Here is a 21,072-nt window from a genome sequence, read left to right as displayed (position 1 = left end):
ATCGATCACGCCGAGTCGCCCTCACGCATCGGGATCCGCACGCCACGCTCTTGTGCGACCTCGTTGGCCCGGTCGTACCCAGCGTCGACGTGCCGAATAACCCCCATACCCGGATCGTTGGTGAGCACCCGGCGGATCTTCTCCCCGGCCAGCGCAGTCCCGTCGGCAACGGTGACCTGCCCGGCGTGAATGGACCGGCCGATGCCGACACCCCCACCGTGGTGGATAGACACCCACGACGCACCAGAGGCCACATTCACCATGGCATTAAGCAGCGGCCAGTCTGCGATAGCGTCCGAGCCGTCGAGCATGGCCTCGGTCTCCCGGTACGGGGAGGCGACGCTGCCACAGTCCAGATGGTCACGGCCGATGGCCAGCGGAGCGGAGATCTCACCACGAGCCACCATGTCGTTGAACCGTTCGCCCGCCTTGTCCCGCTCGCCGTACCCGAGCCAGCAGATCCGCGCCGGCAGCCCCTGGAAGTGCACCCGCTCCCCCGCCAACCGGATCCAGCGGGCCAGCGACTCGTTCTCCGGGAACAGGTCCAGGATCGCCTGGTCCGTCTTGGCGATGTCCTTAGGGTCGCCAGACAGCGCCGCCCAGCGGAACGGCCCCTTGCCCTCGCTGAACAGCGGCCGGATGTAGGCAGGCACAAACCCGGGGAAATCGAAGGCCCGCCCATAGCCAGCCAGCTGCGCCTCGCCCCGGATCGAGTTGCCGTAGTCGAACACTTCGGCCCCGGCGTCCTGGAAGCCGACCATCGCCTCCACGTGCCGAGCCATCGACTCACGAGCCCTGGTAGTGAAGCCCGCAGGGTCCTTGTCCGCCTCGGCGGCCATGTCCTCGAACGCCACCCCGACCGGCAGGTACATTAGCGGATCGTGCGCCGACGTCTGGTCCGTGACGATGTCGATCTCCGCACCGCGCGCAAGCAGCTCCGGTACGGCCTCCGCCGCGTTCGCGACCACCCCGATGGACAGCGGCCGGCGCGCGTCCCGCGCCTCGTAGGCCAGCCGCAGCGCCTCATCCAGCGACGAAGCCTTGACGTCGAGGTAACGATGCTCGATACGCCGGTCCACGGAACGCGGATCGCAGTCCACGCAGATGGCCACCCCGCCGTTCATGGTGACGGCCAGCGGCTGGGCGCCGCCCATGCCGCCCAGCCCGGCGGTCAGGGTGATCGTCCCGGCCAGCGTGCCGCCGAACTTCTTGGCGGCCACGGCCGAGAACGTCTCGTAGGTGCCCTGGAGGATCCCCTGGGTGCCGATGTAGATCCAGGAACCGGCCGTCATCTGCCCGTACATGGTCAGCCCGAGCTGCTCCAGCCGCCGGAACTCCGGCCACGTGGCCCAGTCGCCGACCAGGTTGGAGTTGGCAATGAGGACCCGCGGCGCCCATTCGTGCGTGGCCATCACGCCCACCGGGCGGCCCGACTGCACGAGCAGCGTCTCGTCGGCCTTCAGGGTGCCGAGCGTGCGGACGATCGCGTCGTAGGAGCGCCAGTCACGGGCCGCCTTGCCGGTGCCGCCGTACACGACGAGCTTGTCGGGATGCTCGGCGACCTCGGGGTCGAGGTTGTTCATGAGCATCCGCAGGGCGGCTTCCTGCTGCCACCCCTGGGTGTTGAGCGTCGTGCCACGCGGCGCCCGAACCGGGCGCGGACCGCTGCTCTGGTCCATGTTCCTGACCTCCCCGACTGGAAATTATGCATACATGCTTATCGTGAATAAATACATTCAGTCAATAGCTAGTCCGTGAACAAGCCGCGCGAGGCCGCTGACTGCTCGAACGCCTCCAGGCGTGCCTGCGCGCCCGGGATCTCCTCGACCATGGTCTCCAGCAGGACCCGGCCGAGCATCATGGGCGCGCAGGCCGTGTCGAAGACCAGTTCCGTGCCGACCGGCACGGGCAGCAGCACATCGGAGAGGTCGGCAGAGGGCGCGAAGGCGTTGTCGGCGATGGTCACCACGCTCAGCCCCACCTTCTTGGCCGCCGACAGGCCCTCCGTCAGCTCGGCGGGGTGGCGGGGCAGGGCGAAGCAGAGCAGGGCGCTCGCCCCGGCGTCGGCCGCCTGATCGATGCGGTCCGCGAGCATGGAACCGCCCTCGTTGAGCAGGCGCACATCGGGGTGGACCTTAGCCGCGAAGTAGGCCCAACCCGCGGCCTGCGCCGCCGCCGCGCGCAGCCCGAGCACGAGCAGGGGCCGTGAGGGTGCCAGCAGCCTGGCGGCCCGAACGATCGCCGTCATGTCCGACAGCGAGTCGGCCAGATGCTGAAGGTTGGCGATCTCGGTGCGTACCGCCCGCTGGGTCTCGCTCAGCGGCGCGCCTTCGCCCGTCTCGCCTCGGCCCGCCGAGTCGGGCAGGCCGAGCTCGCGGATCTGCTTGCGCAGCGCGGGGTAGCCGTCGTACCCGAGGGTCATCGCGAACCGGGTCACCGACGGCTGGCTCACCCCCGCGAGCTCGGCGATCTCCACGCTGGACAGGAAGGCGGCCTGCCCGGCGTGCTGCACCAGGCAGTGCGCGATCCGCCGCTGGGCGGGGGTCAGCCGATGCCCCTCGAACAGCCGCAGCAAGCGGGCTTCCGGCGCGACATCGTCCGTGTTCATGACTCTCCAGGGGTTACAGATCGGCCAGTGTGTCGAGGAGACCGGCCGCCGCCGAGACGTCCGCCGTGAGCGGCCGGTCCTCCATCGATAGGTCAAGATTGTCGTCCACCAGCGCGTACGCACGACCCACTGGCAAGGACCGGTCGAGCTGACGCAGAGCGCGGACGGCGGCGACGAGCTCGCAGGCGAGCACCAGCCGGTACGTCTCGACGGCCCGCAGGGCCTGGCGGGCGGCCTGCGAGGCGAAGCTCGTGGCCTCCTCCACGCTCCGCGACAGTACGGCATGACCGGACGAGGCCGGAGCCGCCGCGTTCCGCAGCTCGGCGAGGGCGGCGTTCGCGCTGTATTCGAGGATGAGCACCCCGGAACCGGCCGACGCCCCACCGGCGAGGAACGGACGCAGCCCCGTGATGCCCGGCTCGTTCAGGGCCGCCAGCCGTGCCGCGGACAGCCGCGCCGTCGGCAGGAGTGCGAGAGACAGCTGGTCGAGCGCGAGCGCCACGTGAGCCGAGAAGAAACCCCCGTGATGGTACGAGGCCAGCCCGCCGTCCGGGCCATCCGCGCTGATCAGGGGGTTCTCCGCGCCCGCGTTGAGCTCGATGGCCAGTACCCGCTCCAGCGCGTCGGAGGCTTCCAGAGCCGGCCCGTGGATCTGGGGAAAGCAGCGGAAGGCGTACGGGTCCTGGATGCGGCCGGTCGGTGGCGCGGGCCGTTCCGGCGCGCCGACGAGCCGGCGGACCTCGGCGGCGGCACGGATGTTGCCCGGATGCGGGCGGGCGGCGTGCACCGGCTCGGCGAAAGCCTCCAGCGAGCCGTCGACGGCCAGCAGGGAGAGCGCGGCCACCACATGGGCGGCCCTGAGCAGGCGGTCCAGGCTGTGGCGGGCCAGCGCCGCCTGTCCCAGGGTGAGGGCGTTGCTGCTGATCAGGGCCAATGCGTCGCCGGTTTCGAGGCTGATCGGCGGTGGTGGGGTGGGGCCGTCGTGCCAGGGGTGCTCTCCGGCGAGGGCCAGGCCGAGCTGGGACAGCGCGGCCAGATCGCCGGTGCCGACCGCGCCGTACTCGTTCACCGGCGGGTGCACTCCGGCCTTGAGCGCCACGGCGAGCCCGCGGACCACCTCGGGACGGAGCCCGGCGTTTCCCACCAGGAGCTGGTTGAGCCGGACGATCATCATCGCCCGGACCTGCCTGGCGGGCAGCAGCGCCCCTATCCCGCCCGCGTGGCTGCGCAGCAGGCGCAGGCCGTGCAGGTCGAAGTCGGCGGGATCGACGTCCAGGGTGCGGTTGGCGCCGACGCCGGTGCTGCGCCCGTAGACGCGCCCGGTGGCGACGAGTTCGCCCGCCCTGCGCCACGACTGTTCGACCTTGTCGTAGGCGGCCAAAGGCACCTCCACGCAGGCCATGCCGTCGGCGAGCAGCGCGACCGTCTCGCTGTCGAGACCATGTCCGTCGAGCTCGATCTGTGGGACGGTCACGCCTACGATTCGAGACGCCACGGCGTTCAACTCCCTTTCACCTGCGCAAAACCGACTATTGACACATCTTCATTCGTGCATGAGTCTGCATGAATACATGCAGACCGGCAAGGGTGGTGTCCATGATCCGATTCGAGTCAGTCACAAAGAGGTTCGCCAACGGCACGACAGCTGTGGACGACCTCTCCGTGGAGTTCCTCGAAGGAGGCATCACGGTGCTCGTCGGATCCTCCGGCTGTGGCAAGACCACCACGCTCCGGATGATCAACCGGCTGGTCGATCCCACCTCCGGCACGGTCAGCCTGGGCGGGCGCGACGTGCGGGAGCTGCCCGCGGCCCAGTTGCGGCGTGGCATCGGGTACGTCATCCAGCAGGCGGGCCTGTTCCCGCACCGTACGGTCCTGGACAACATCGCCACCGTGCCGACGCTGCTCGGCTGGGGCCGGCGCAAGGCCCGTGCCAGGGCCGCCGAGCTTCTTGAGGTCGTCGGCCTGGCCGCCGAGTCCGGCAAACGCTATCCCCATCAGCTGTCCGGCGGTCAGCAACAGCGCGTGGGTGTCGCCCGCGCGCTGGCCGCCGACCCGCCCGTCCTGCTCATGGACGAGCCGTTCGGGGCGGTCGACCCGGTGGTACGGACCCTGCTCCAGGACGAGCTGATCCGGCTGCAGGCCGAACTACGCAAGACCATCGTCTTCGTCACCCACGACATCGACGAGGCCGTACGGCTCGGCGACCGCATCGCGATCTTCCGCACCGGCGGGCACATGGTCCAGTGCGCACCGCCCGCCGAACTGCTCGCCCGGCCGGCCGACGACTTCGTCGCCGGATTCCTCGGCGCGGAACGCGGGCTGAAGCTGCTGTCTCTCATCTCCCTGGAGGAGGTGCCGTACGAGCCGATCGCGGCGGTGAAGACCACCGACACGGCCGCGCAGGCGCGCAAGGAGGCGACGGGACGCTGGCTGCTCGCGGTCTCCCCTGACGGCAAGCCCGCGGGCTGGCTGGACGTCCACGCGCTCGACGGGTCGGAGTCGATCGGGCAGGCGGCCCTCACCCCGGTGCGTGGCCTGACCGATGCCGACTCGCTGCTCTCGGCGCTCAACGAGACCGTCTCCTCTCCCACCGGGATGGCGGTACGGGTGGACGCGGCGGGCGTGCTGGTCGGGGCTTCCCGAGACGACGTCGTGCACGCCCATCAGCGGAGCCTCGCATGACCATCGAATGGGGCTGGCTCACCACGCACACCGACGACCTGCTGGCGCTCACGCTGGACCACCTGGGCACGGCGGTCCCCGCCGTACTGCTCGGCCTGCTGATCGCGCTGCCGCTCGCCGTGGTCGCCCACCGCATCCGTCCGCTCCGCGGGCTCCTGCTGGGCATCTCCAACATCATGTTCACGGTGCCGTCGCTGGCCCTGTTCGTCCTGCTGCTGCCGATCACGGGGCTGACCAGGACGACCGCCATCGCCGGACTGACCGTCTACACCCTGGTCGTCCTGCTTCGTAACACCGTCGAGGGGCTCGACAGCGTGCCCGCCAAGGTCCGGGAAGCCTCCCTCGCCATGGGCAGGGGCGGGTTCGGCACGCTGGTGAAAGTCGAGTTCCCGCTGGCCCTACCGGTGATCATGGCTGGGGTCAGGGTGGCCAGCGTCATGACCATCTCCCTGGTCAGCGTGGCCAGCTACATCGGGTACGGCGGCATCGGCCAGCTGTTCACCGACGGCTTCCAACGCAGTTTCCCCACTCCCGTACTCGCCGGAGTGGTCCTCACACTGCTGCTCGCGCTGGCCGCCGACGCGGTGCTCGTCGCTGTGCAATGGCTCTGCACCCCCTGGATCCGCAAGGGAGCGCGCGCATGATGGATCTCTTCTCCCAGCTGATCGCCTGGCTGACCTCCGCCGGCCAGTGGGCCGGCCCGGAGGGCATCGCCCAGCGGCTGTTCGAGCACGTGGAGTACTCCCTGCTCTCCACGCTCGTCGCCGCGCTGATCGCGCTGCCCATCGGGTTGTTCATCGGCCACACCGGGCGGGGCGCGTTCCTCGCCATCAACCTCGCGGGCTTCGGTCGCGCCCTGCCGACCGTGGGCATCGTCACCCTGGTCTTCCTGGTCAGCGGCCTGAGCATGACCCCGGTGTACATCTCCCTGATCGCGCTGGCCATCCCGGCGATCGTGACCAACACCTACGCGGGCATGGCCGCGGTCGAGGCGGACACCAAGGACGCCGCCCGCGGCATGGGGATGACCGGGCTCCAGTCGTTGTGGCGGGTGGAGATCCCCCTCGCCGCCCCGCTGATCATGACAGGGCTGCGGCTGGCGACCGTACAGGTCATCGCCACCGCGACCATCGCGGCCTATGTCAGCTTCGGCGGCCTCGGCCGGTACATCTTCGACGGCCTCGCCCAGCGCGACCTCACCCAGGTCCTGGGCGGCGCCGTCCTCGTCGCGGTCCTCGCCGTGGCCGTGGACCTCATCCTCGCCGGAATCCACCGCGTTCTCTTCCGCCACCGCCTTACTTGATCATCGCTCTGATGGAGACTTCATGAATCGCCGGAACTTCGTCGCGGGCGCGCTCGCGCTCGCCGCACTCCCCGTGCTCGCCGCCTGCGGCGGAGGCACGACCAGCTTGAACACGCCGCCGCCCGCCGCCGCGTCCGGGGACTCCACGGTCGTGATCGGTACAGCCAACTTCTCCGAGAACCAGATCCTCGGCTACCTGTACGCCGACGTCCTCGAAGCCGCGGGCGTGAAGACGACGGTCAAGCCCAACCTCGGCTCGCGGGAGATCGTCGTGCCCGCGCTGCAGAACGGCGACATCGACCTGCTGCCCGAATACCAGGGCAACCTCCTGCTGCACTTCGACCCCAAGGCCACCGCGAGCGACTCCGACGCCCTGCAGCAGGCGCTCACCGCCAAGCTGCCGAAAGGACTGACGGTCCTGCCGCCCGCGGCCGCCGAGGACGCGGACGTCTTCACCGTCACCAAGGACACCGCGACCAAGTACGGCCTCAGCACCCTCGCCGACCTGGCCAAGCACAACGGCAAGCTGGTCTTCGGCGGCCCTCCGGAGGACAAGACCCGCCAGGTCGGCGTGGTCGGGCTCAAGGAGGTCTACGGTGTGGAGTTCAAGGAGTTCAAGTCCCTCGACGCCAGCGGGCCGCTGGTCAAGGGAGCCTTGAAGAGCGGCGACGTCCAGCTGGGGAACCTCTTCAGCACGGACGTGGACATCGCGAAGAACGGCTGGGTCGTCCTGGCCGACCCGAAACACCTCATCCCGGCCCAGCGCATCGTCCCGCTGATCCGCACCGACAAGGCCACCGACACGGTCAAAACCGCTCTGGCCAAGCTGAACACCGCGCTGACCACCGAGGAGCTGAGCAAGCTCGATTCGCTCGTGGACAACGACCACAAGGACCCCGACGAGGTCGCCACCGAGTGGGTCAAGTCCCACGGCCTGTCGAACTGACCCCTCCCACGGCATTCGCCCAAGGCGCCTGGTAGGCCCACTGCCAGGCAAGCTCAAGCGGCCCGCGCTGGAACCGGCGCAGCCACAGCGAGGTCAGCATGACGAACAACAGGCAGATCCCAGCCCACGCCACGGGCACCCACCAGGGGCGCAGCCAATCGAGCTCGGCGGCCAGGCCCAGGCCCCAGCCGTAGCAGAGCGCGCTGGCGACCAGGTTCTGGAAGACGTAGCACGACAGCGCCGTACGTCCGACGTTCGAGACGGCCCTGCGGACCACGCCGGGCGAGCCGCTCATGCCGAGGACGATCGAGCTGATCAGCCCCAGCAGGCCCAGGGCGACCAGCGGCGCCAGGATGTAGCGGTCGACGGCGAACCAGGCGGGCCCCGCGAAGGAGGTGAGCAGGTTCAGCGGCGCGGCGACCCCGAGTCCGATGACGGTCAGCTTCCTGCGCAGGCCCGCGCCGCGTTCATCGAAAACGCCGGCGCGCAGCAGCCGTGAGCCGAGCAGGAACAGCACCACGCCCAAGGGGATGATGAAGACCAGTTCCGAACGGTAGAAGGCGAACCGCTGGAGGCGAGAGGCAACCTGGTCGGTCCAGCCACCCTGGCTGTAGAGGGTGGTGGCGGTGCTGGTGAAGGCATCGTCACCCGAGGCCAGCAAGCCCATCGTCAGAAGGCCCACCAGAGAGACGAGCACAGTGCCCGCGCTGATCATCCAGACCCGCACCGTGCGATCGCTCCTGCCGATCAGGTAGGCGACGATCATGGAGGTGATCGCGTAGCCCATCAGCACGTCGAACTCGAAGATCAGGATGTAGTGCAGCACGCCCTCGGCGAACAGCAGGGCCGCACGCCAGAGGTACCTGCCCGGCCAGGTCAGCCCCTTGCGCACCGCACTGCGGTACTGCAGTTCGAGGCCGATGCCGAACAGCAGGGTCAGCAAGCCGAGAAACTTCCCGTTGGACAGGAACCGCAGGAACGACTCCGCCACGCCGATGTCGCCGCCGAGTCCCATCAGCTCCGCCGGGCCGCCGGGATTGGTGAAGATCCAGATGTTCGTCCCGAGCGTGCCCATGATCGCCACACCGCGTAACACGTCCAGTGCGTCTATCCGTCTCGTCATGTTTCAAGGCTCGCCGCGCGAAACCCCGCCGAGCTCGTCCCGCCAGGCGAAAACGGTCATACATCCATCGATGTACGACCTACAGTCTTTGGTCACGCGCCGGCGTTCCCCAGCGATCCTGTCCTGGCGGAATCAATGGCCGGCGACCACGGTCTTGAGCGCGACGATGGCCAGGCCGAGGGCTAGGTTGGCGATTCCGGAGATGACCACGACTCTTCTGGAAGAGCCGATCTTGACCGCGGCCGTCACCGCCCAGGTGACCTGGCTCGCCACCGCGACACACAGCGCCGCCCAAGCCGCGACCGCGTTGGACATGCCCAGCCCGGAGGCCATGGCCGCGGCGATCGACGGCGGGAACGAGGCTTGCGCCAGCGGCCATTCGCGCCTGGCGACCGTGCGCAGGTTCGCCCAGGTGAGGGGCTTTGCGGGATAGCCGGAGCTCACGACCTGGACGTAGACATGGGTGATCCAGAACACCACTCCCGTACACACCAGGAGCGTCACGAGCTCCGGCGGGGACGGCGGTCCGCCCTCCGCGGCGGAGCCGGCGACCACTGAGGCCGCCAGCAGCGAGCCGTACACGGCACCCCCGAACTCGGCCCGCTCCGCCGCCGAACTCGCCTCACGCCCGTCCATGCCAGCAGTGTCGTCGGACGCCCATCGGATCAGCCGATCGACGGGCCCGGGATGTACAGACTTGGCGCAGGACTGCCCAGGATCAAGCCGGGATGTCTCATGGAGACGGCCATCGCGTCGTCCTTCGAGAACATGACCTGGACCGAAGAGAGGCGATGGCCGCACACACAGTGTGACGCTTCACCGGCGGCTCGCGAAGCGTAACGAGACAAGTGATCGGGCGAGATCGCCAGCCCATGGAGGACTGGTGCGCTGCTGGATTCCCGTGGGGCGGCGAGCGGCCGCCCCACTGAATGGACCGTTCGATTACTGCGCGCAGACCCCGCCGGGGGCCACTCTGGTGACCGGCTGGGTATGGACGACCTCTCGCTGTGGTGAAAGTCCGAAACTCGGACTTCCAGTGACGCAGTAACGGGTTCCGGTGGTGCTGTTGACGATTCCCGTCATCACGAACCCGGCCGGGAAGGTGTGCGAGTCGCCTTCCGGGATGAGTTCGGGATTGGTCGAGGCCGCCGAGTAGACACAGACGAAGAAGATGGGGCAGGCCAGCCTTTCCGCGGTGGCGCTCGCCGGAGCGGAAAGGCCCGTGATCGCGATGGCGGCCGAGGCCGCGGTGAGCAGGGCTAAGTGTCCGAGCTTTCTTACGAGCATGAAGGCACTCCCTGACTGGAAAAGTACGTCGGAAGCCAAGACGCTACCCGCGGGTGCTTTCAGATCCGCTTCTTCTGCCTGATGCGGCAAGATCGCCTCGAGCATCCCCGCAGTCTCCACAGGCGCGCCCATACCAGACCATCGGGCGAGACACGCAGATGCTACGGGTTATTGATGTGGAGAAGCAGCGGATCGGCAGGGGTGCGCGTTCATAGACCATGGACAGCGAAATCTTGCGGCTGGGGGAGCCGGCATCGAAGGTGTCCGCTCCGCCGGCCGCACCCCCTGAGACTGAGCTGGTCGCCTTCTATCGCCAGCATCGGCTCAGTCTTGTCCGGCTCGCGGTGCTGCTTCTCGGCGACCAAGAGACGGCCGAGGACGTGGTGCAGGACGTGTTCGCCCGGCTGCATGGCAAGTGGCGGCCGGGAGTCACGACGATCGCTTATGTCAGGACGTGCGTGCTCAATGGTTCCCGGTCGGTCCTTCGCCGCCGGGCGCTCGCGCTGCGCCGGGTCGAGCCGGTCGCCGGCCTGGCCGACTCGGCGGAGACCGCCGCGCTGATCGGGGAGTCGCGGCGGGAGGTGCTGCGCGCACTGGCCCGCCTGCCGCGGCGCCAGCGAGAGGCCCTGGTGATGCGCTACTACCTCGACCTGTCCGACGCCGAGATCGCCGAGGCCATGCGCATCAGGCAGAGCACCGTCAGGTCCGTGATCGCCCGAGCCCGGGCCAGACTCCTTCACGAGTTGGGAGACAACGCATGAACAGCATTGAAGAGCGGCTCCGCGACGCCATGTCGGCTCGCGCGGAGATCGTCCGCGACGACCAACGTCCGTTCCCCGCTCCGCGGCCCAGCCGCGGCTCCAGGAAGGGCGTGGTCAGAGTCGCCGCCGTCACTATGGCAGTCGCAGTGACAATCTTCGGAGTGGTAGAGCTCACCGCCCCCTCGCTGGAACCGCAGGAAAGCATCGTCGCTATGTCACAGAGCAGCACGGTGTCTGAAGGGCCCGAGGTCTCGGCCTTCCTCTGCACGGACGGCATGTCCATCGCGAGTTGCGCGGGCGTCGGAATCACCCCGGCAGAACGGAAGAACCTCCAACTGGCGCTGGAAGCCCGGCCGGAGGTGGAAAGCGTCCGCTTTGAGGACCAACAGCAGGCCTGGGACAGCTTCCGTCAGGCGTACAAGGACAACCCCCGGCTCCTGAAGGCGACAACCCTCACCGACATGCCCGAGTCCTTCCGCGCCCGGATCAGGGCGGGTGCCGACTCTTCGGCCGTGGCCAAGGCCGCGAGTGAACTGCCCGGCGTGTCCGTGAGCGTCGACCAGACTTGCGCCATCGACAGTGCCTCTTTCTGGGGGATCGTCAAGAGGTTCCTGGGAAGAGCTGAGCAGTGCTCCTTCCCCGGCAAGGGGCGGTGACTCGCGGCCTGACCTCGAAACAATCTCGCTCTCGGTGACCGCGTTGTCACTGTGACGCTAGAGGCCGCCCTCGCCTCCGCATGATTACTTAGCGTATGCGATCGCAACCCTCGGTAATCGCTACGGGATGGAAGGATCTCGATGCGCAGCATCCTGACCAAGACCCTCACAGCTCTCGTCGCCATCGCGGCGCTCAGCGTCGCCGCCCCCACACCCGCTCAGGCGGCAGACTCGGCCTACTTCGTGATGACCGACATCACCCACGAGCAGTTCATCATCAAGCTCACCGACCCTGTGAAGATCCAGCACGCCCGCGACCTGGTGAACGGCGAGACCACAGACCGGCCGCACGTCATCGGACGCATCCTCAAGCGCCAGACCCCCTACAACCCGCGCTGGAGCTACCACCTGAACACCGACACCGTCGACTTCTTCGACTTCGGGATCGAGGTCTGCGACGCGACGATCCCCTACGTCGAGGAGCACCTGGACGAGGCTGGCGGGGCGTTCCTGCCCGGACTCGTCTGGTGCGACTGGACTTCCAGGCTCGTGCGCGAAATTCCGACGGCATAGAACTGGCGTCGTCCGCCACCGCGGCCCCTGGAGAACCGCTCCGGGGGCCGCCCCCATGCCTTGAGAAGCAACTTCCAGACACCTCGGTGAAATTCAGCGCGATCTATAACAAGAATGTCTGGTAATTGTCTGAACCCGAGTCGATCCGCGCCACGTACATCGTGGCAATCGACATCCGGAGACAGCGATGAACATTCGCCATTCAGCTCCCGTTCTTGCGATTCTGGTCCTTTCTGGTGTCGCCGCCTGCGGGGGCGGATCCACTCAGCAATCCCCATGGGCAGCCGGCGGGCGAGCGGCAAGTACGGCTCCAGCCCAGCAAGGAGTGGTCACCGCGGCTGAGGCCAAGGGCATTCTCGGCCGCTACGAGAAGCTGGCCGACCAGGCCAAACTGCAGGGTAAAGGATGGGAAGCGGCGGAGGCTGGGCTCTCCCTGCGGCAGACCAAGGCCGACGAGCGCCTGAACGGGATGATCGGCAACCGCAGCACCAATCCGATGGAGATACGCAAGACGCGTTTCACCATTCCCAGGAGCGGCGCCAATCCGCCGTGGTTCCTGGCCGAATTCACGCAGAAAGGGAGCAAATCCTGGACGCAGGCCATCTTCCAGAAGACGCCCCAAGGGTGGCGCGTGGTCGCGTCCTCCCTCACGGACTCGACGATGAAGGTGCCGACCATAGCCAAGGATCGCGACGGACTGGCCACCGCGCTACCAGCGGACGAGCGCGGAACTCTCGCGATCTCACCCCGGCAGGCGGCCCAGTCGCATGTACGCCTGATCGCCACGGCGGGCGCCGACCCGCAGGCCCGGCAGACGATCGCTCCGGGCAAGTTCACCACCGAGACCGCCAATGCCGTGCTGGATGAGCGAAAAGGGATGGGCGGCCAGTGGAATGTGCGCTACCAGCCGAAACTCGTACCGGAGATCTTCGCGCTCAAGACCTCTGCGGGTGGGGCCCTCATCTGGTACGGGGCCCTGCAGGGAGACAGCTTCATCGCCCGGTCCGGAAGCACGCTTACGGCGAGCTTCCCTGGGCGCGAAACCGCTGCTCTGAGCCACGGCGAGACCTTCAAGAAGCGGGTCAAGCGCAATAGCGTGACCAGCTATCTCGCCGTCATACCACCGTCTCGTGGAAAGGCTCGCGTCATCAATCAGTGGTTTTCGCTGCTCAGCATCACGGGCTCCTGACGTACGGCATCCCTTATGGCGGCGCCAAAGCCGTCGACAACCTGCGATCAGGCGGCTCGTACCTCGACAATGGTCACGATCATGTGCTCGGAACCGCCGATTGGATGGGTTTGTCGTGGATCTGATGGAGCGAGCGGGGACGCTCAAGGAGCAACTGGTCGACTTCGCCCTGTCGGCCCGCTTTCGGCGGCGGCTGGAAACGGTGTTGGACCAGACATTTCCTGACGGCCTGGTCGACGATGAGGCGGGCGCGTCGTTGGTCATCGACCACTTCATCCTCCAGCACAGGCTCCAAGATGGTGGCACGGTGGTCGACAGATTCGTCCTGGCCCATCCCGAGCTGAGCGCCGAGGAACGCGACATGCTCCTCGGCTGGAAGGACGTCGTCGAGGGCATCTTCGAGGTACGGGCGAAGGATGGAGACGCCATCTCCTTGTTCAACCTGGTGGACGAGCTGACCTATCGCACCCGGTCCAACATGGGCAAGGCCGCCTTCCGACCGCTGAAGAAAGGCATGTTCCTGATCGGCCGGGTGGTTCCCCTCGGAGACGACTGGCTGGTCAGCGGCAATCTCGCCGCCTTCCCCGCGAGTGAACGGGCCACCCTGCTCACCCAGGCTGCGGAGCTGTCGCTGCGTAGCCCCGAGCTGGTTTTCCGCAACCCGGAGAAGCTTGCCACCGCCCGGCGCATACTCGCCGACCAACGGGAGCTCTTCATCGAGCTGTACGGCGACGAACTCATCGTCGTCTCCTGCGACGTGCTGACCGAGCGGGTGAACGCGTTCTGGAACGCCGTCGCAGAAAAGGCAGCTGTCACCGAAAAGGCACGGGCCGACTTCGATTTCGCCGAAGAGATGGCCTTCGCCGAGACCGTGGCGATCCACTTCGACCCGGACACGGGGCTCAGCTTCTACTTCGACTTCGGCCTGCTTCAGGCCCTGTTCGACAACCCGGCCCTGATCGCCCGCCGACGCTACCGCGAGACCATGACCAGCTACTTGCGCGATGACAGCGTCTCCCCTGCGGCCATCAGAATCCTCGCCGAACGTGACCCCGAGAAAGCCGGCGTGGTCTTCCAGAAGTTGCTCAAGAAGCGTGGGTTCTCCTGGGCGGAGCATGGAGAAGCCCTCCTGCGCAAGCACAAGGCCCGCTACTTCGAGGCCCCGCAGCTCCCTACCAACATCCCGGTCAGCGAGACGATGGCCGAGCACCTGCGAAACGCGCGCCATTCCTAAGACGGGTGCGAATGAATCTGCGAATGAGCCTCTTCGACAGAATGTCCCGCCAGGAGCGCCGTGACCCCGCTGGTGAAGTTGGCGCACTCGAAGATGCTCTCGTGCGGGCAGGCCAACCCATGGGCGATGGCCGTGCGTGCCACCTGAGCCTGGGCGATCCGTTGATCCAGCTCGGTGAGCTTGCGTTCGTACAGCTCCCGCCAGCCGTCGCCGTCCGGCGAGCGAGCCGCGACGAACTCCTTGACCTCCCGCAACGTGAAACCGACGCCTCGCAGCAACAACACCACCCCGACCAGCTCGACCGCCGACGGCGGATAACGCCGTTGGCCGGAGACCCGGGCCGGTGCCGGTAGCAGGCCGAGGTCCTCCCAGTAGCGCAGAGCGGAGGTGGCCACACCGGTGCGGTGAGCCAGCTCGCCGATCGTCAACTGCTCGTCCATGTCGGCCTCAAGAGTCCATGTTGACTTCAAGCGTACTTGAAGCCGTTGACTGCGGATCATGCAGACAGCGGGTACATCTCTCAAGCAACGCGTGATCAGATACTTGGTGGGCCAGGCCCATCAACCCCGGGGCATCGTCGGGTCGGCGGTCGGCTGGATGTTCGCTCATCGCCCCTCCAACCGGCAGCGCAACATCTGGGCGGTGTCGTTGCTGGACGTGCGGCCCACCGACCGCGTACTCGAGATCGGCTTCGGTCCCGGCGTGGCCATCGCCGAGTTCGCCGCCCGCGCCACACAGGGCCATGTCTTCGGCGTCGACCACTCGCAGGCTATGGTCCGGCGGGCCACCCGCCACAACGCCGCCGCCGTCCGCGCCCGCCGCGTGCACCTCACGTGCGCCTCCGTGGAGCGGTTGCCGAGCTTCGGTGACCCGCTCGATGCCATCCTCGCCGTCAATTCCCTGGGGTTCTGGCCCGACCCGATGGCGCGGCTTCGCGAGCTGCGCCGCCTGCTCCGCCCCGGAGGACGCATCGCGCTCGTCAGCCAGCCCCGCTCCCCCGGTGCCACCCGGGACACCACGGTCCGAGCCGCCCAAGAGCTCCAGGACCTGCTCACCCAGGCCGGCTTCACTCAGCTCCGGGTCGAGACCCTTGAGCTCGATCCGCCCGTCGCCTGTGTGCTCGCCGACAATCCATGACCTCGACCTCAGCGGGCGTGGAGGTACGCGTCCAGGTCAGCCGCGCCCTTGAGCATCGCGCGGCCCCGGGCGGACAGGCGGGCCTGCCAATCGCGCAGGGTCGACTCCAGCGGGGCGACGCCTCCGGCGGAGCGGACCTGAGCGATCAGCGGGGCGATCTGCTCCAGCAGGTAGCCGCCCCGCCTGAGCTGGTGGGCCAGCCGGACATCCCGTACGTCGGCCGCGCCGTAGATCCGGTAGCCGGTCTGCGGATCGCGGCGCGGCTGGATCAGCCTGGCGTTCTCCCATTTGCGCAGCGTGGCGGGGCGGATGCCGAGCCTGCGCGCCAGGGGGCCGATGAACGTGTCGCCGCGCTCCTGTGGCACCGGCGCCAGGTCGCGGAGCGCGGCTTCGACGGCCTGGAGGGTGCGGCGGTCGTCGAGGAGCTGGCCGTGACTCTCGTCGATGAGCCGCAGCGCGTCCTCGATGGCACCCCGGTTGACCGCCTGCATGATCGACGTGGCCGTGTGGTGACCGTGGCCCGGCACGAGGGCGAGGAACGCGCGCAGCGCTTGCGCGTGCAGTGGCGTATAGGTGCGGTAGCCGTGGACGGTGCGTTCGGCGGCGGGCAGGATGCCGGCGTCCTCGTAGTTTCTGATCGCCTGGGTGGACAGGCCGTGCTCGCGCGCCAGATCCACTGGCCTCATGGATGCATCACCGATTGAAGGTCCATCGCGGTGGGGGAGGGTATTAGCGCGGGAAAGTTTACATCGACAGTTCAACGATACCGTTTAAGGAATGGATATCAAGGACACCGCCCGTCCGCTCGACGGCGCGAGCATCTCGGCGTTCCTCCAGTCACTGCCCGCCAAGCCCCTGCTGCTCGGCCTGGGCGAGGCCCGGCACTTCGTGCAGGAGTTGGGCGAGGCGCGCAACGAGATCTTCCGGCATCTGGTCGAGCACGAGGGCTACCGGTCGTTCGCCATCGAGAGCGACTGCCTCATGGGCCTCGTGGTGAACGACTACATCACGACAGGCACGGGGACGCTCGACGAGGTAATGGAGCGCGGCTTCAGCCACAACTTCGGCACCTCCCCGGCCAATCGCGAGCTCGTCCGCTGGATGCGTACGTACAACGAGAGCCATGATGAAAAGCTCCGGTTCTTCGGCTTCGACGGCCCGCTGGAGTACTGGGCGGCGAGCCCGCGTCAGGCGCTCACCGGCCTCTACGACCTCCTCGACGGCCCGCTCCCCAGCGCCGTGGTGACCAGGGAAACCCTCGACACGCTGCTAGGCCCGGACGACCGGTGGTCGAACGAGGCCACGGCCATGGATCCGTCCCAGTCGATCGGCCAGTCCGCCGACGCCCAGCGGCTGCGGCTGATCGCCGACGACCTGGTGGCGCTGCTCGACACGCAGATGCCGGGGCTGAGCGGGGAGGACAGGGAGCTGGCGGCACTGTACGGGCGCACCGCCGTCGGCCTGCTCCGCTTCCACTACTGGATGGCCGACGCGTCCCCGGCACGGTGGACCCGGCTGTCGGCCCTGCGGGACGCGATGATGGCCGACAACCTGCGGGCCATCGCCGAGCACGGCCCGGCCCTGGTCTTCTCCTCCAACCTGCACCTGCAGCGGAACAAGACCTTCATGTCGTTCGGCGACCAGACGCTGGAGTGGTGGAGCGCGGGGGCGATCACCGGGACGAACCTGGGCGACCGGTACGCCTTCCTGGCCTCCGCCTTCGGCACGGTCGGCGACGACACCCCGCCCGAGGACACCGTGGAGGGCACCCTGTCCACGCTCCCGTGGGACCACTCGCTCATCGATGCCCGCCGGCTGGCCGAGGCCGTCACGAAGCCCACCCAGCGTGTCGCCCAGGATTTCGCCTATTTCCCGCTGGACCCGGCCCAGCTCGACATGATCGACGGCATCGTCTTCCTCAAGCGGGCCGTCAATCTAGTCAAGCTGGGTTGACACGCACGCGTCCAGCGGCGGCGAGGCGGGTGGAGAGGGCGCGGACGCGGTCGACGAGTTCGGGCGGCGCGTGCACCTCGAAGTCGATGTCCATCAGCGCGACCCAGACGGCGAGTTCGTCGAGGTGGTTCGCCCCGCTGGACAGCATGCAGGACCGCTCGTCGATCGGTTCGATCGTCCCCGTCGTGGCCGTCATGTGCGCTGCGACGACCTCGGTCGGCGCGTACATCTTGAATCGGCCCTGATACCGATAGGGAGAGCTGGAGATCGACCGGGACATGTAGGCCGCCACGTCGGAGTCGGGCGGGTCGCGGGGGACGTACCGCGGCCCGTTCGGCGTCCGCAGGCTCAGGCGGTCGATCCGGTAGGTACGCCAGTCGGCCCGGTCGGTGTCCCATCCCAGCAGGTACCAGTGCCGTCCCGAGTGGACGAGCCGACAGGGCTCGGCGGCGCGGACGCTCTCCTGCCCGTCGTGCGCCCGGTAATCGAACCGCAGGGTCTCGTGGTCACGGCAGGCGGCGGCGATGGCGGTCAGGGCCGCCGGGTCGACCACCGAACCCGCCCGCCCCATCGGCACGGTCATCGACTGCAGCGCGTGTACGTGATGCCGGAGCCGGGACGGCAGCACCCGCTCCAGCTTGGCCAGCGCCCGTACGGAGGTCTCCTCGATCCCCGACACCGAGCCCCCGGCCGCCGTCCGCAGCCCCACCGCGACCGCCACCGCCTCCTCGTCGTCCAGCAGCAGCGGCGGCAGGTCCGTACCCGCGCCGAGGCGGTAACCGGGCGCACCCGGGATGGCGTGCACGGGGTAGCCGAGCTCGCGCAGCCGCCCGATGTCACGGCGGACGGTACGCACGGTCACGCCGAGCCGCTCCGCCAGCTCCACACCCGACCGCTCGCTATGGGTCTGCAGGAGCGAGAGCAGTTTGAGCAACCGGGCCGATGTCTCCAACATGCTCTCCAGATTGCCGCACTCCTAGGACTGGTCCTGTCCTAGCTCATGCCTAGCGTGTACCGCATGACGTTCACCACGGAGATCAGTCCGTTCCGCATCGATATCCCGCAGTCCGCGCTCGACGACCTGCACGACCGGCTGGCACGCACCCTCTGGCCCGACGAACTGCCCGGCGTCGGCTGGTCGTACGGCATCCCGGTCTCGTACGTGCGGCGGCTGGCCGAGTACTGGCGCACCGGGTACGACTGGCGCGAGCACGAGGCGGCGCTCAACGAGTACCCGCAGTTCACCACCGAGATCGACGGCCAGAACATCCACTTCCTGCATGTGCGTTCCCCCGAGCCGGACGCGCTGCCGCTGGTCCTCACACACGGCTGGCCCGGCTCGATCGTCGAGTTCATGAAGATCATCGGCCCGCTCACCGATCCCCGCGCCCACGACGGCGACCCCGCCGACGCCTTCCACGTCGTCGCCCCGTCCATCCCCGGCTTCGCTTTCTCCGGCCCCACCCGCGAGACCGGCTGGGACCTGAGCCGGGTCGCCCGCGCGTGGGCCGAGCTGATGAGCCGCCTCGGTTACGAGCGCTACGGCGCCCAGGGCGGCGACAGCGGCTCGGTCATCTCCCCCGAACTCGGTCGCGTCGCCCCTGACCGGGTGGCCGGCGTGCACGTCAACGGCGCGCTCGGCTTCCCGACCTTCGACCCGGCCGAGATGGAGGGTCTGACCGAGACCGAACTGGCTCGCGTGCAGCAGTACGCCGACAACGACCGCTCCGGCTACGCGATGATCCAGGCCACCCGGCCGCAGACCATAGCCTTCGGCCTGCACGACTCCCCCGCCGCCCAGCTGGCCTGGATCGTGGAGAAGTTCAAGGAGTGGACCGACCCCGCGCACGACCTGCCCGAGGACGCGGTCGACCTGGACCAGATGCTCACCGACGTGACGATCTACTGGCTGACCCGCACCGCCGCCTCATCCGCCCGGCTCTACAAGGAGGGCTCGGCACAGTGGGGAACGCCGGTCGAACGCTCGGAGGTCCCGCACGGGGTCGCGGTCTTCCCCGGCGATGGCGGGATCCGGCGGGTCGCGGAGCGCGAGCACAACGTGATCCACTGGTCGGAGTACGACCGGGGCGGCCACTTCGCCGCCATGGAGGCCCCTGACCTGCTGGTTGATGACGTGCGGGCCTTCTTCCGAAAGGTCCGCTGACCCCAGCCCAAGGTCAGGACGCCAGCCTGCGGGTCTCCTTGAGCGTCGATCGGCGATCCTGCGTACGCGCGGCCCGCGAAACAGGGAAAACTTGGGCCGCGAAACAGGGAAAACAGCTCTGCGTCGAAGTCTATTTGCAGGTGAGGGCGGTATGGATCTTCTTCCTCGGCTCGCAGCCGACTCTCTCAAGGAGCTTCTCGCAGAGCTCAGGATCGTCATCATCAACGGGCCGCGCCAGTCCGGCAAGACAACGCTGCTCCAGTCCTGCCGACGGTTCGGCGAAGCCACGGTCACCACCCTCGACGATCCTTCAGAGCTCGCCATCGCCAAGGACGATCCGCGCACCTTCGTACGCAGACGGCCTCAACCGGTGATCATCGACGAGATTCAACGAGCCGGCGATCCCCTGATTCTGGCCATCAAGCAGGTAGTCGACGAGGACTGGTCTCCAGGTCAGTTCGTGCTGTCAGGGTCGACCCGCTTTCTCAGCATCCCCACCTTGTCGGAGTCGCTCGCGGGCCGGGTGGCCTTCGTGAACCTGTGGCCCTTCGCGGTCAGCGAGCGCGTGGGCGACACGGGCGGATTCTGCGACCAGGCCTTCATCGACCCGGCGGGCTTCACCGGTCGCCAGTCGGCATGGACACGCGAGGACTACATCCACCTCATCAGCCAGGGCAGCTATCCGGAAGTCCTGCGCCTGAACTCACCAGTGGCGATTCGGGCATGGTTCCGCGGCTACCTGGACACCGTGATCTCGCGCGACATCCGCGAGTTCGCCCATGTCAACAAGGCCCAGGCGATCCCCGATCTGATCGCTCTGGTCGCGGCCCGGGCAGGCGGCCAGCTCGTCCTCGCCCATATCGCCGACGGGCTGGGGCTGGACGTCGCAACCGTGCGTACATATCTGGCCTACCTGGAAACCGTGTTCCTGGTCGCTCCGGCGCCCGCATGGTCCAACGAGCTCAGCTCACGGGTGACCCACGCGCCCAAGACCTATGTGACCGACAGCGGACTGGCCGCCCATTGCATGGACGTGGACGCGGAGTCGCTCCTTGCCCCTGGTCATCCAGCCCTCGACGGACTGCTGGAGACCTTCGTCTTCGCGGAGCTTCTCAAGCTGTCGACCTTCGCCCGCCGACATGTCACCGTGCGGCACTATCGGGACAGGGAGAAGCGCGAGATCGACTTCATCCTCGAGCGCCGCGATGGCACTGTGGTCGGCATCGAGGTCAAGGCATCGGCCACGCCCAAGAGCGAGGACGCCAAGCACCTGCGCTGGCTGAGAGACAAGCTCGGCGACAGGTTCCGTGCCGGGTATGTCCTGCACCTCGGTACGACGAACCTCCCGTCAGGGGATCGAATCGTCTTCTCGCCGCTGTCGATCCTTTGGAATCACATGGGACCGGATACGGTCACGCCGAGCCTGCCGTCCCGCCGTTAGGTCGTGTCCACA

Annotated in this window: 22 protein-coding genes; 13 read left to right on the top strand and 9 right to left on the bottom strand. The window is 67.9% G+C overall.

Annotation, left to right across the window (positions count from 1 at the left end; all coding sequences use genetic code 11):
- Positions 1-5: 5 nt before the first annotated feature.
- The 3 genes from hutU to ACQP2T_RS05700 all read right to left on the bottom strand — a co-directional run bounded on the left by hutU (position 6) and on the right by ACQP2T_RS05700 (position 4,082).
- Complete coding sequence (gene hutU, locus ACQP2T_RS05710) at positions 6-1,679, bottom strand: urocanate hydratase (protein ID WP_433515137.1); 1,674 nt, start codon at positions 1,677-1,679, stop codon at positions 6-8.
- Positions 1,680-1,747: 68 nt separating this feature from the next.
- The gene (locus tag ACQP2T_RS05705; protein WP_433515136.1) at positions 1,748-2,608 is read right to left on the bottom strand and encodes a MurR/RpiR family transcriptional regulator; all 861 of its coding nucleotides are present in this window, start codon (positions 2,606-2,608) and stop codon (positions 1,748-1,750) included.
- Between the two features lie 13 nt (positions 2,609-2,621).
- The gene (locus tag ACQP2T_RS05700; RefSeq protein WP_433515135.1) at positions 2,622-4,082 is read right to left on the bottom strand and encodes an aromatic amino acid ammonia-lyase; all 1,461 of its coding nucleotides are present in this window, start codon (positions 4,080-4,082) and stop codon (positions 2,622-2,624) included.
- 122 nt (positions 4,083-4,204) lie between these two features.
- On the opposite strand from ACQP2T_RS05700, the gene ACQP2T_RS05695 reads away from it, so the two are divergent.
- Genes ACQP2T_RS05695 through ACQP2T_RS05680 form a run of 4 tightly spaced genes read left to right on the top strand, consistent with a single transcriptional unit; the run spans position 4,205 to position 7,542 of the window.
- Complete coding sequence (locus ACQP2T_RS05695; RefSeq protein ID WP_433515134.1) at positions 4,205-5,293, top strand: ABC transporter ATP-binding protein; 1,089 nt, start codon at positions 4,205-4,207, stop codon at positions 5,291-5,293.
- Positions 5,290-5,937 carry an ABC transporter permease gene (locus tag ACQP2T_RS05690; protein WP_433515133.1) on the top strand — a complete coding sequence of 216 codons (648 nt, stop codon included), beginning with the start codon at positions 5,290-5,292 and terminating at the stop codon, positions 5,935-5,937. The genes ACQP2T_RS05695 and ACQP2T_RS05690 overlap by 4 nt, the downstream gene beginning before the upstream one ends.
- Positions 5,934-6,596, top strand: coding sequence for an ABC transporter permease (locus ACQP2T_RS05685; RefSeq protein WP_433515132.1), 663 nt, complete (start codon positions 5,934-5,936; stop codon positions 6,594-6,596). Before ACQP2T_RS05690 ends, ACQP2T_RS05685 begins: the two co-directional genes overlap by 4 nt.
- A gap of 22 nt (positions 6,597-6,618) precedes the next feature.
- Complete coding sequence (locus tag ACQP2T_RS05680) at positions 6,619-7,542, top strand: ABC transporter substrate-binding protein (RefSeq protein WP_433515131.1); 924 nt, start codon at positions 6,619-6,621, stop codon at positions 7,540-7,542.
- Here ACQP2T_RS05680 and ACQP2T_RS05675 read toward each other — a convergent pair.
- The 3 genes from ACQP2T_RS05675 to ACQP2T_RS05665 all read right to left on the bottom strand — a co-directional run bounded on the left by ACQP2T_RS05675 (position 7,517) and on the right by ACQP2T_RS05665 (position 10,057).
- Complete coding sequence (locus tag ACQP2T_RS05675) at positions 7,517-8,665, bottom strand: DUF418 domain-containing protein (RefSeq protein ID WP_433515130.1); 1,149 nt, start codon at positions 8,663-8,665, stop codon at positions 7,517-7,519. The genes ACQP2T_RS05680 and ACQP2T_RS05675 overlap by 26 nt on opposite strands.
- Before the next feature lie 132 nt (positions 8,666-8,797).
- Positions 8,798-9,301: a hypothetical protein gene (locus ACQP2T_RS05670; RefSeq protein ID WP_433515129.1), complete on the bottom strand. Its 504-nt coding sequence runs from the start codon at positions 9,299-9,301 to the stop codon at positions 8,798-8,800.
- A gap of 306 nt (positions 9,302-9,607) precedes the next feature.
- Positions 9,608-10,057, bottom strand: coding sequence for a hypothetical protein (locus ACQP2T_RS05665; RefSeq protein WP_433515128.1), 450 nt, complete (start codon positions 10,055-10,057; stop codon positions 9,608-9,610).
- 113 nt (positions 10,058-10,170) lie between these two features.
- Here ACQP2T_RS05665 and ACQP2T_RS05660 point away from each other — a divergent pair, with 113 nt between their 5' ends.
- From ACQP2T_RS05660 to ACQP2T_RS05640, 5 genes are all read left to right on the top strand, one after another.
- A complete protein-coding gene (locus ACQP2T_RS05660; protein WP_433515127.1) occupies positions 10,171-10,713 on the top strand; it encodes an RNA polymerase sigma factor in 543 nt (180 codons plus the stop codon).
- Positions 10,710-11,369 (top strand): permease-like cell division protein FtsX, encoded by a 660-nt coding sequence (locus ACQP2T_RS05655; protein ID WP_433515126.1) that lies wholly within the window; start codon positions 10,710-10,712, stop codon positions 11,367-11,369. Before ACQP2T_RS05660 ends, ACQP2T_RS05655 begins: the two co-directional genes overlap by 4 nt.
- Positions 11,370-11,510: 141 nt before the next feature.
- Positions 11,511-11,942 (top strand): calmodulin-binding protein, encoded by a 432-nt coding sequence (locus ACQP2T_RS05650; protein ID WP_433515125.1) that lies wholly within the window; start codon positions 11,511-11,513, stop codon positions 11,940-11,942.
- Between the two features lie 187 nt (positions 11,943-12,129).
- A complete protein-coding gene (locus ACQP2T_RS05645) occupies positions 12,130-13,131 on the top strand; it encodes a hypothetical protein (RefSeq protein ID WP_433515124.1) in 1,002 nt (333 codons plus the stop codon).
- A gap of 115 nt (positions 13,132-13,246) precedes the next feature.
- Positions 13,247-14,365 (top strand): hypothetical protein, encoded by a 1,119-nt coding sequence (locus tag ACQP2T_RS05640; RefSeq protein ID WP_433515123.1) that lies wholly within the window; start codon positions 13,247-13,249, stop codon positions 14,363-14,365.
- On the opposite strand, the gene ACQP2T_RS05635 is transcribed toward ACQP2T_RS05640, so the two are convergent.
- Positions 14,362-14,805, bottom strand: a complete 444-nt coding sequence (locus ACQP2T_RS05635; protein ID WP_433515122.1) for a MerR family transcriptional regulator — start codon at positions 14,803-14,805, stop codon at positions 14,362-14,364. The two genes, ACQP2T_RS05640 and ACQP2T_RS05635, sit on opposite strands and share 4 nt — an antisense overlap.
- A 91-nt stretch (positions 14,806-14,896) precedes the next feature.
- On the opposite strand from ACQP2T_RS05635, the gene ACQP2T_RS05630 reads away from it, so the two are divergent.
- The gene (locus tag ACQP2T_RS05630) at positions 14,897-15,502 is read left to right on the top strand and encodes a class I SAM-dependent methyltransferase (protein WP_433515121.1); all 606 of its coding nucleotides are present in this window, start codon (positions 14,897-14,899) and stop codon (positions 15,500-15,502) included.
- Positions 15,503-15,510: 8 nt separating this feature from the next.
- Here the strand turns inward: ACQP2T_RS05630 and ACQP2T_RS05625 are convergent, their stop codons facing one another.
- Positions 15,511-16,188, bottom strand: a complete 678-nt coding sequence (locus ACQP2T_RS05625; RefSeq protein WP_433515120.1) for a TioE family transcriptional regulator — start codon at positions 16,186-16,188, stop codon at positions 15,511-15,513.
- A gap of 91 nt (positions 16,189-16,279) precedes the next feature.
- Between ACQP2T_RS05625 and ACQP2T_RS05620 the strand changes: the two genes are divergently transcribed.
- Complete coding sequence (locus ACQP2T_RS05620; RefSeq protein WP_433515119.1) at positions 16,280-17,455, top strand: erythromycin esterase family protein; 1,176 nt, start codon at positions 16,280-16,282, stop codon at positions 17,453-17,455.
- On the opposite strand, the gene ACQP2T_RS05615 is transcribed toward ACQP2T_RS05620, so the two are convergent.
- Positions 17,442-18,410, bottom strand: a complete 969-nt coding sequence (locus ACQP2T_RS05615; RefSeq protein ID WP_433515118.1) for a helix-turn-helix transcriptional regulator — start codon at positions 18,408-18,410, stop codon at positions 17,442-17,444. The genes ACQP2T_RS05620 and ACQP2T_RS05615 overlap by 14 nt on opposite strands.
- Positions 18,411-18,473: 63 nt before the next feature.
- Here ACQP2T_RS05615 and ACQP2T_RS05610 point away from each other — a divergent pair, with 63 nt between their 5' ends.
- Both ACQP2T_RS05610 and ACQP2T_RS05605 read left to right on the top strand, forming a co-directional pair.
- Positions 18,474-19,619, top strand: coding sequence for an epoxide hydrolase family protein (locus tag ACQP2T_RS05610; RefSeq protein WP_433515117.1), 1,146 nt, complete (start codon positions 18,474-18,476; stop codon positions 19,617-19,619).
- A gap of 91 nt (positions 19,620-19,710) precedes the next feature.
- Positions 19,711-21,060 carry an ATP-binding protein gene (locus tag ACQP2T_RS05605; RefSeq protein ID WP_433515116.1) on the top strand — a complete coding sequence of 450 codons (1,350 nt, stop codon included), beginning with the start codon at positions 19,711-19,713 and terminating at the stop codon, positions 21,058-21,060.
- Positions 21,061-21,072 lie beyond the last annotated feature (12 nt).

Origin of the sequence: Nonomuraea sp. CA-143628, assembly GCF_050942315.1 — a bacterium.
In the GTDB taxonomy this organism is placed as follows: Bacteria; Actinomycetota; Actinomycetes; order Streptosporangiales; family Streptosporangiaceae; genus Nonomuraea.
This window is presented reverse-complemented; position numbering and strand designations above follow the sequence as displayed.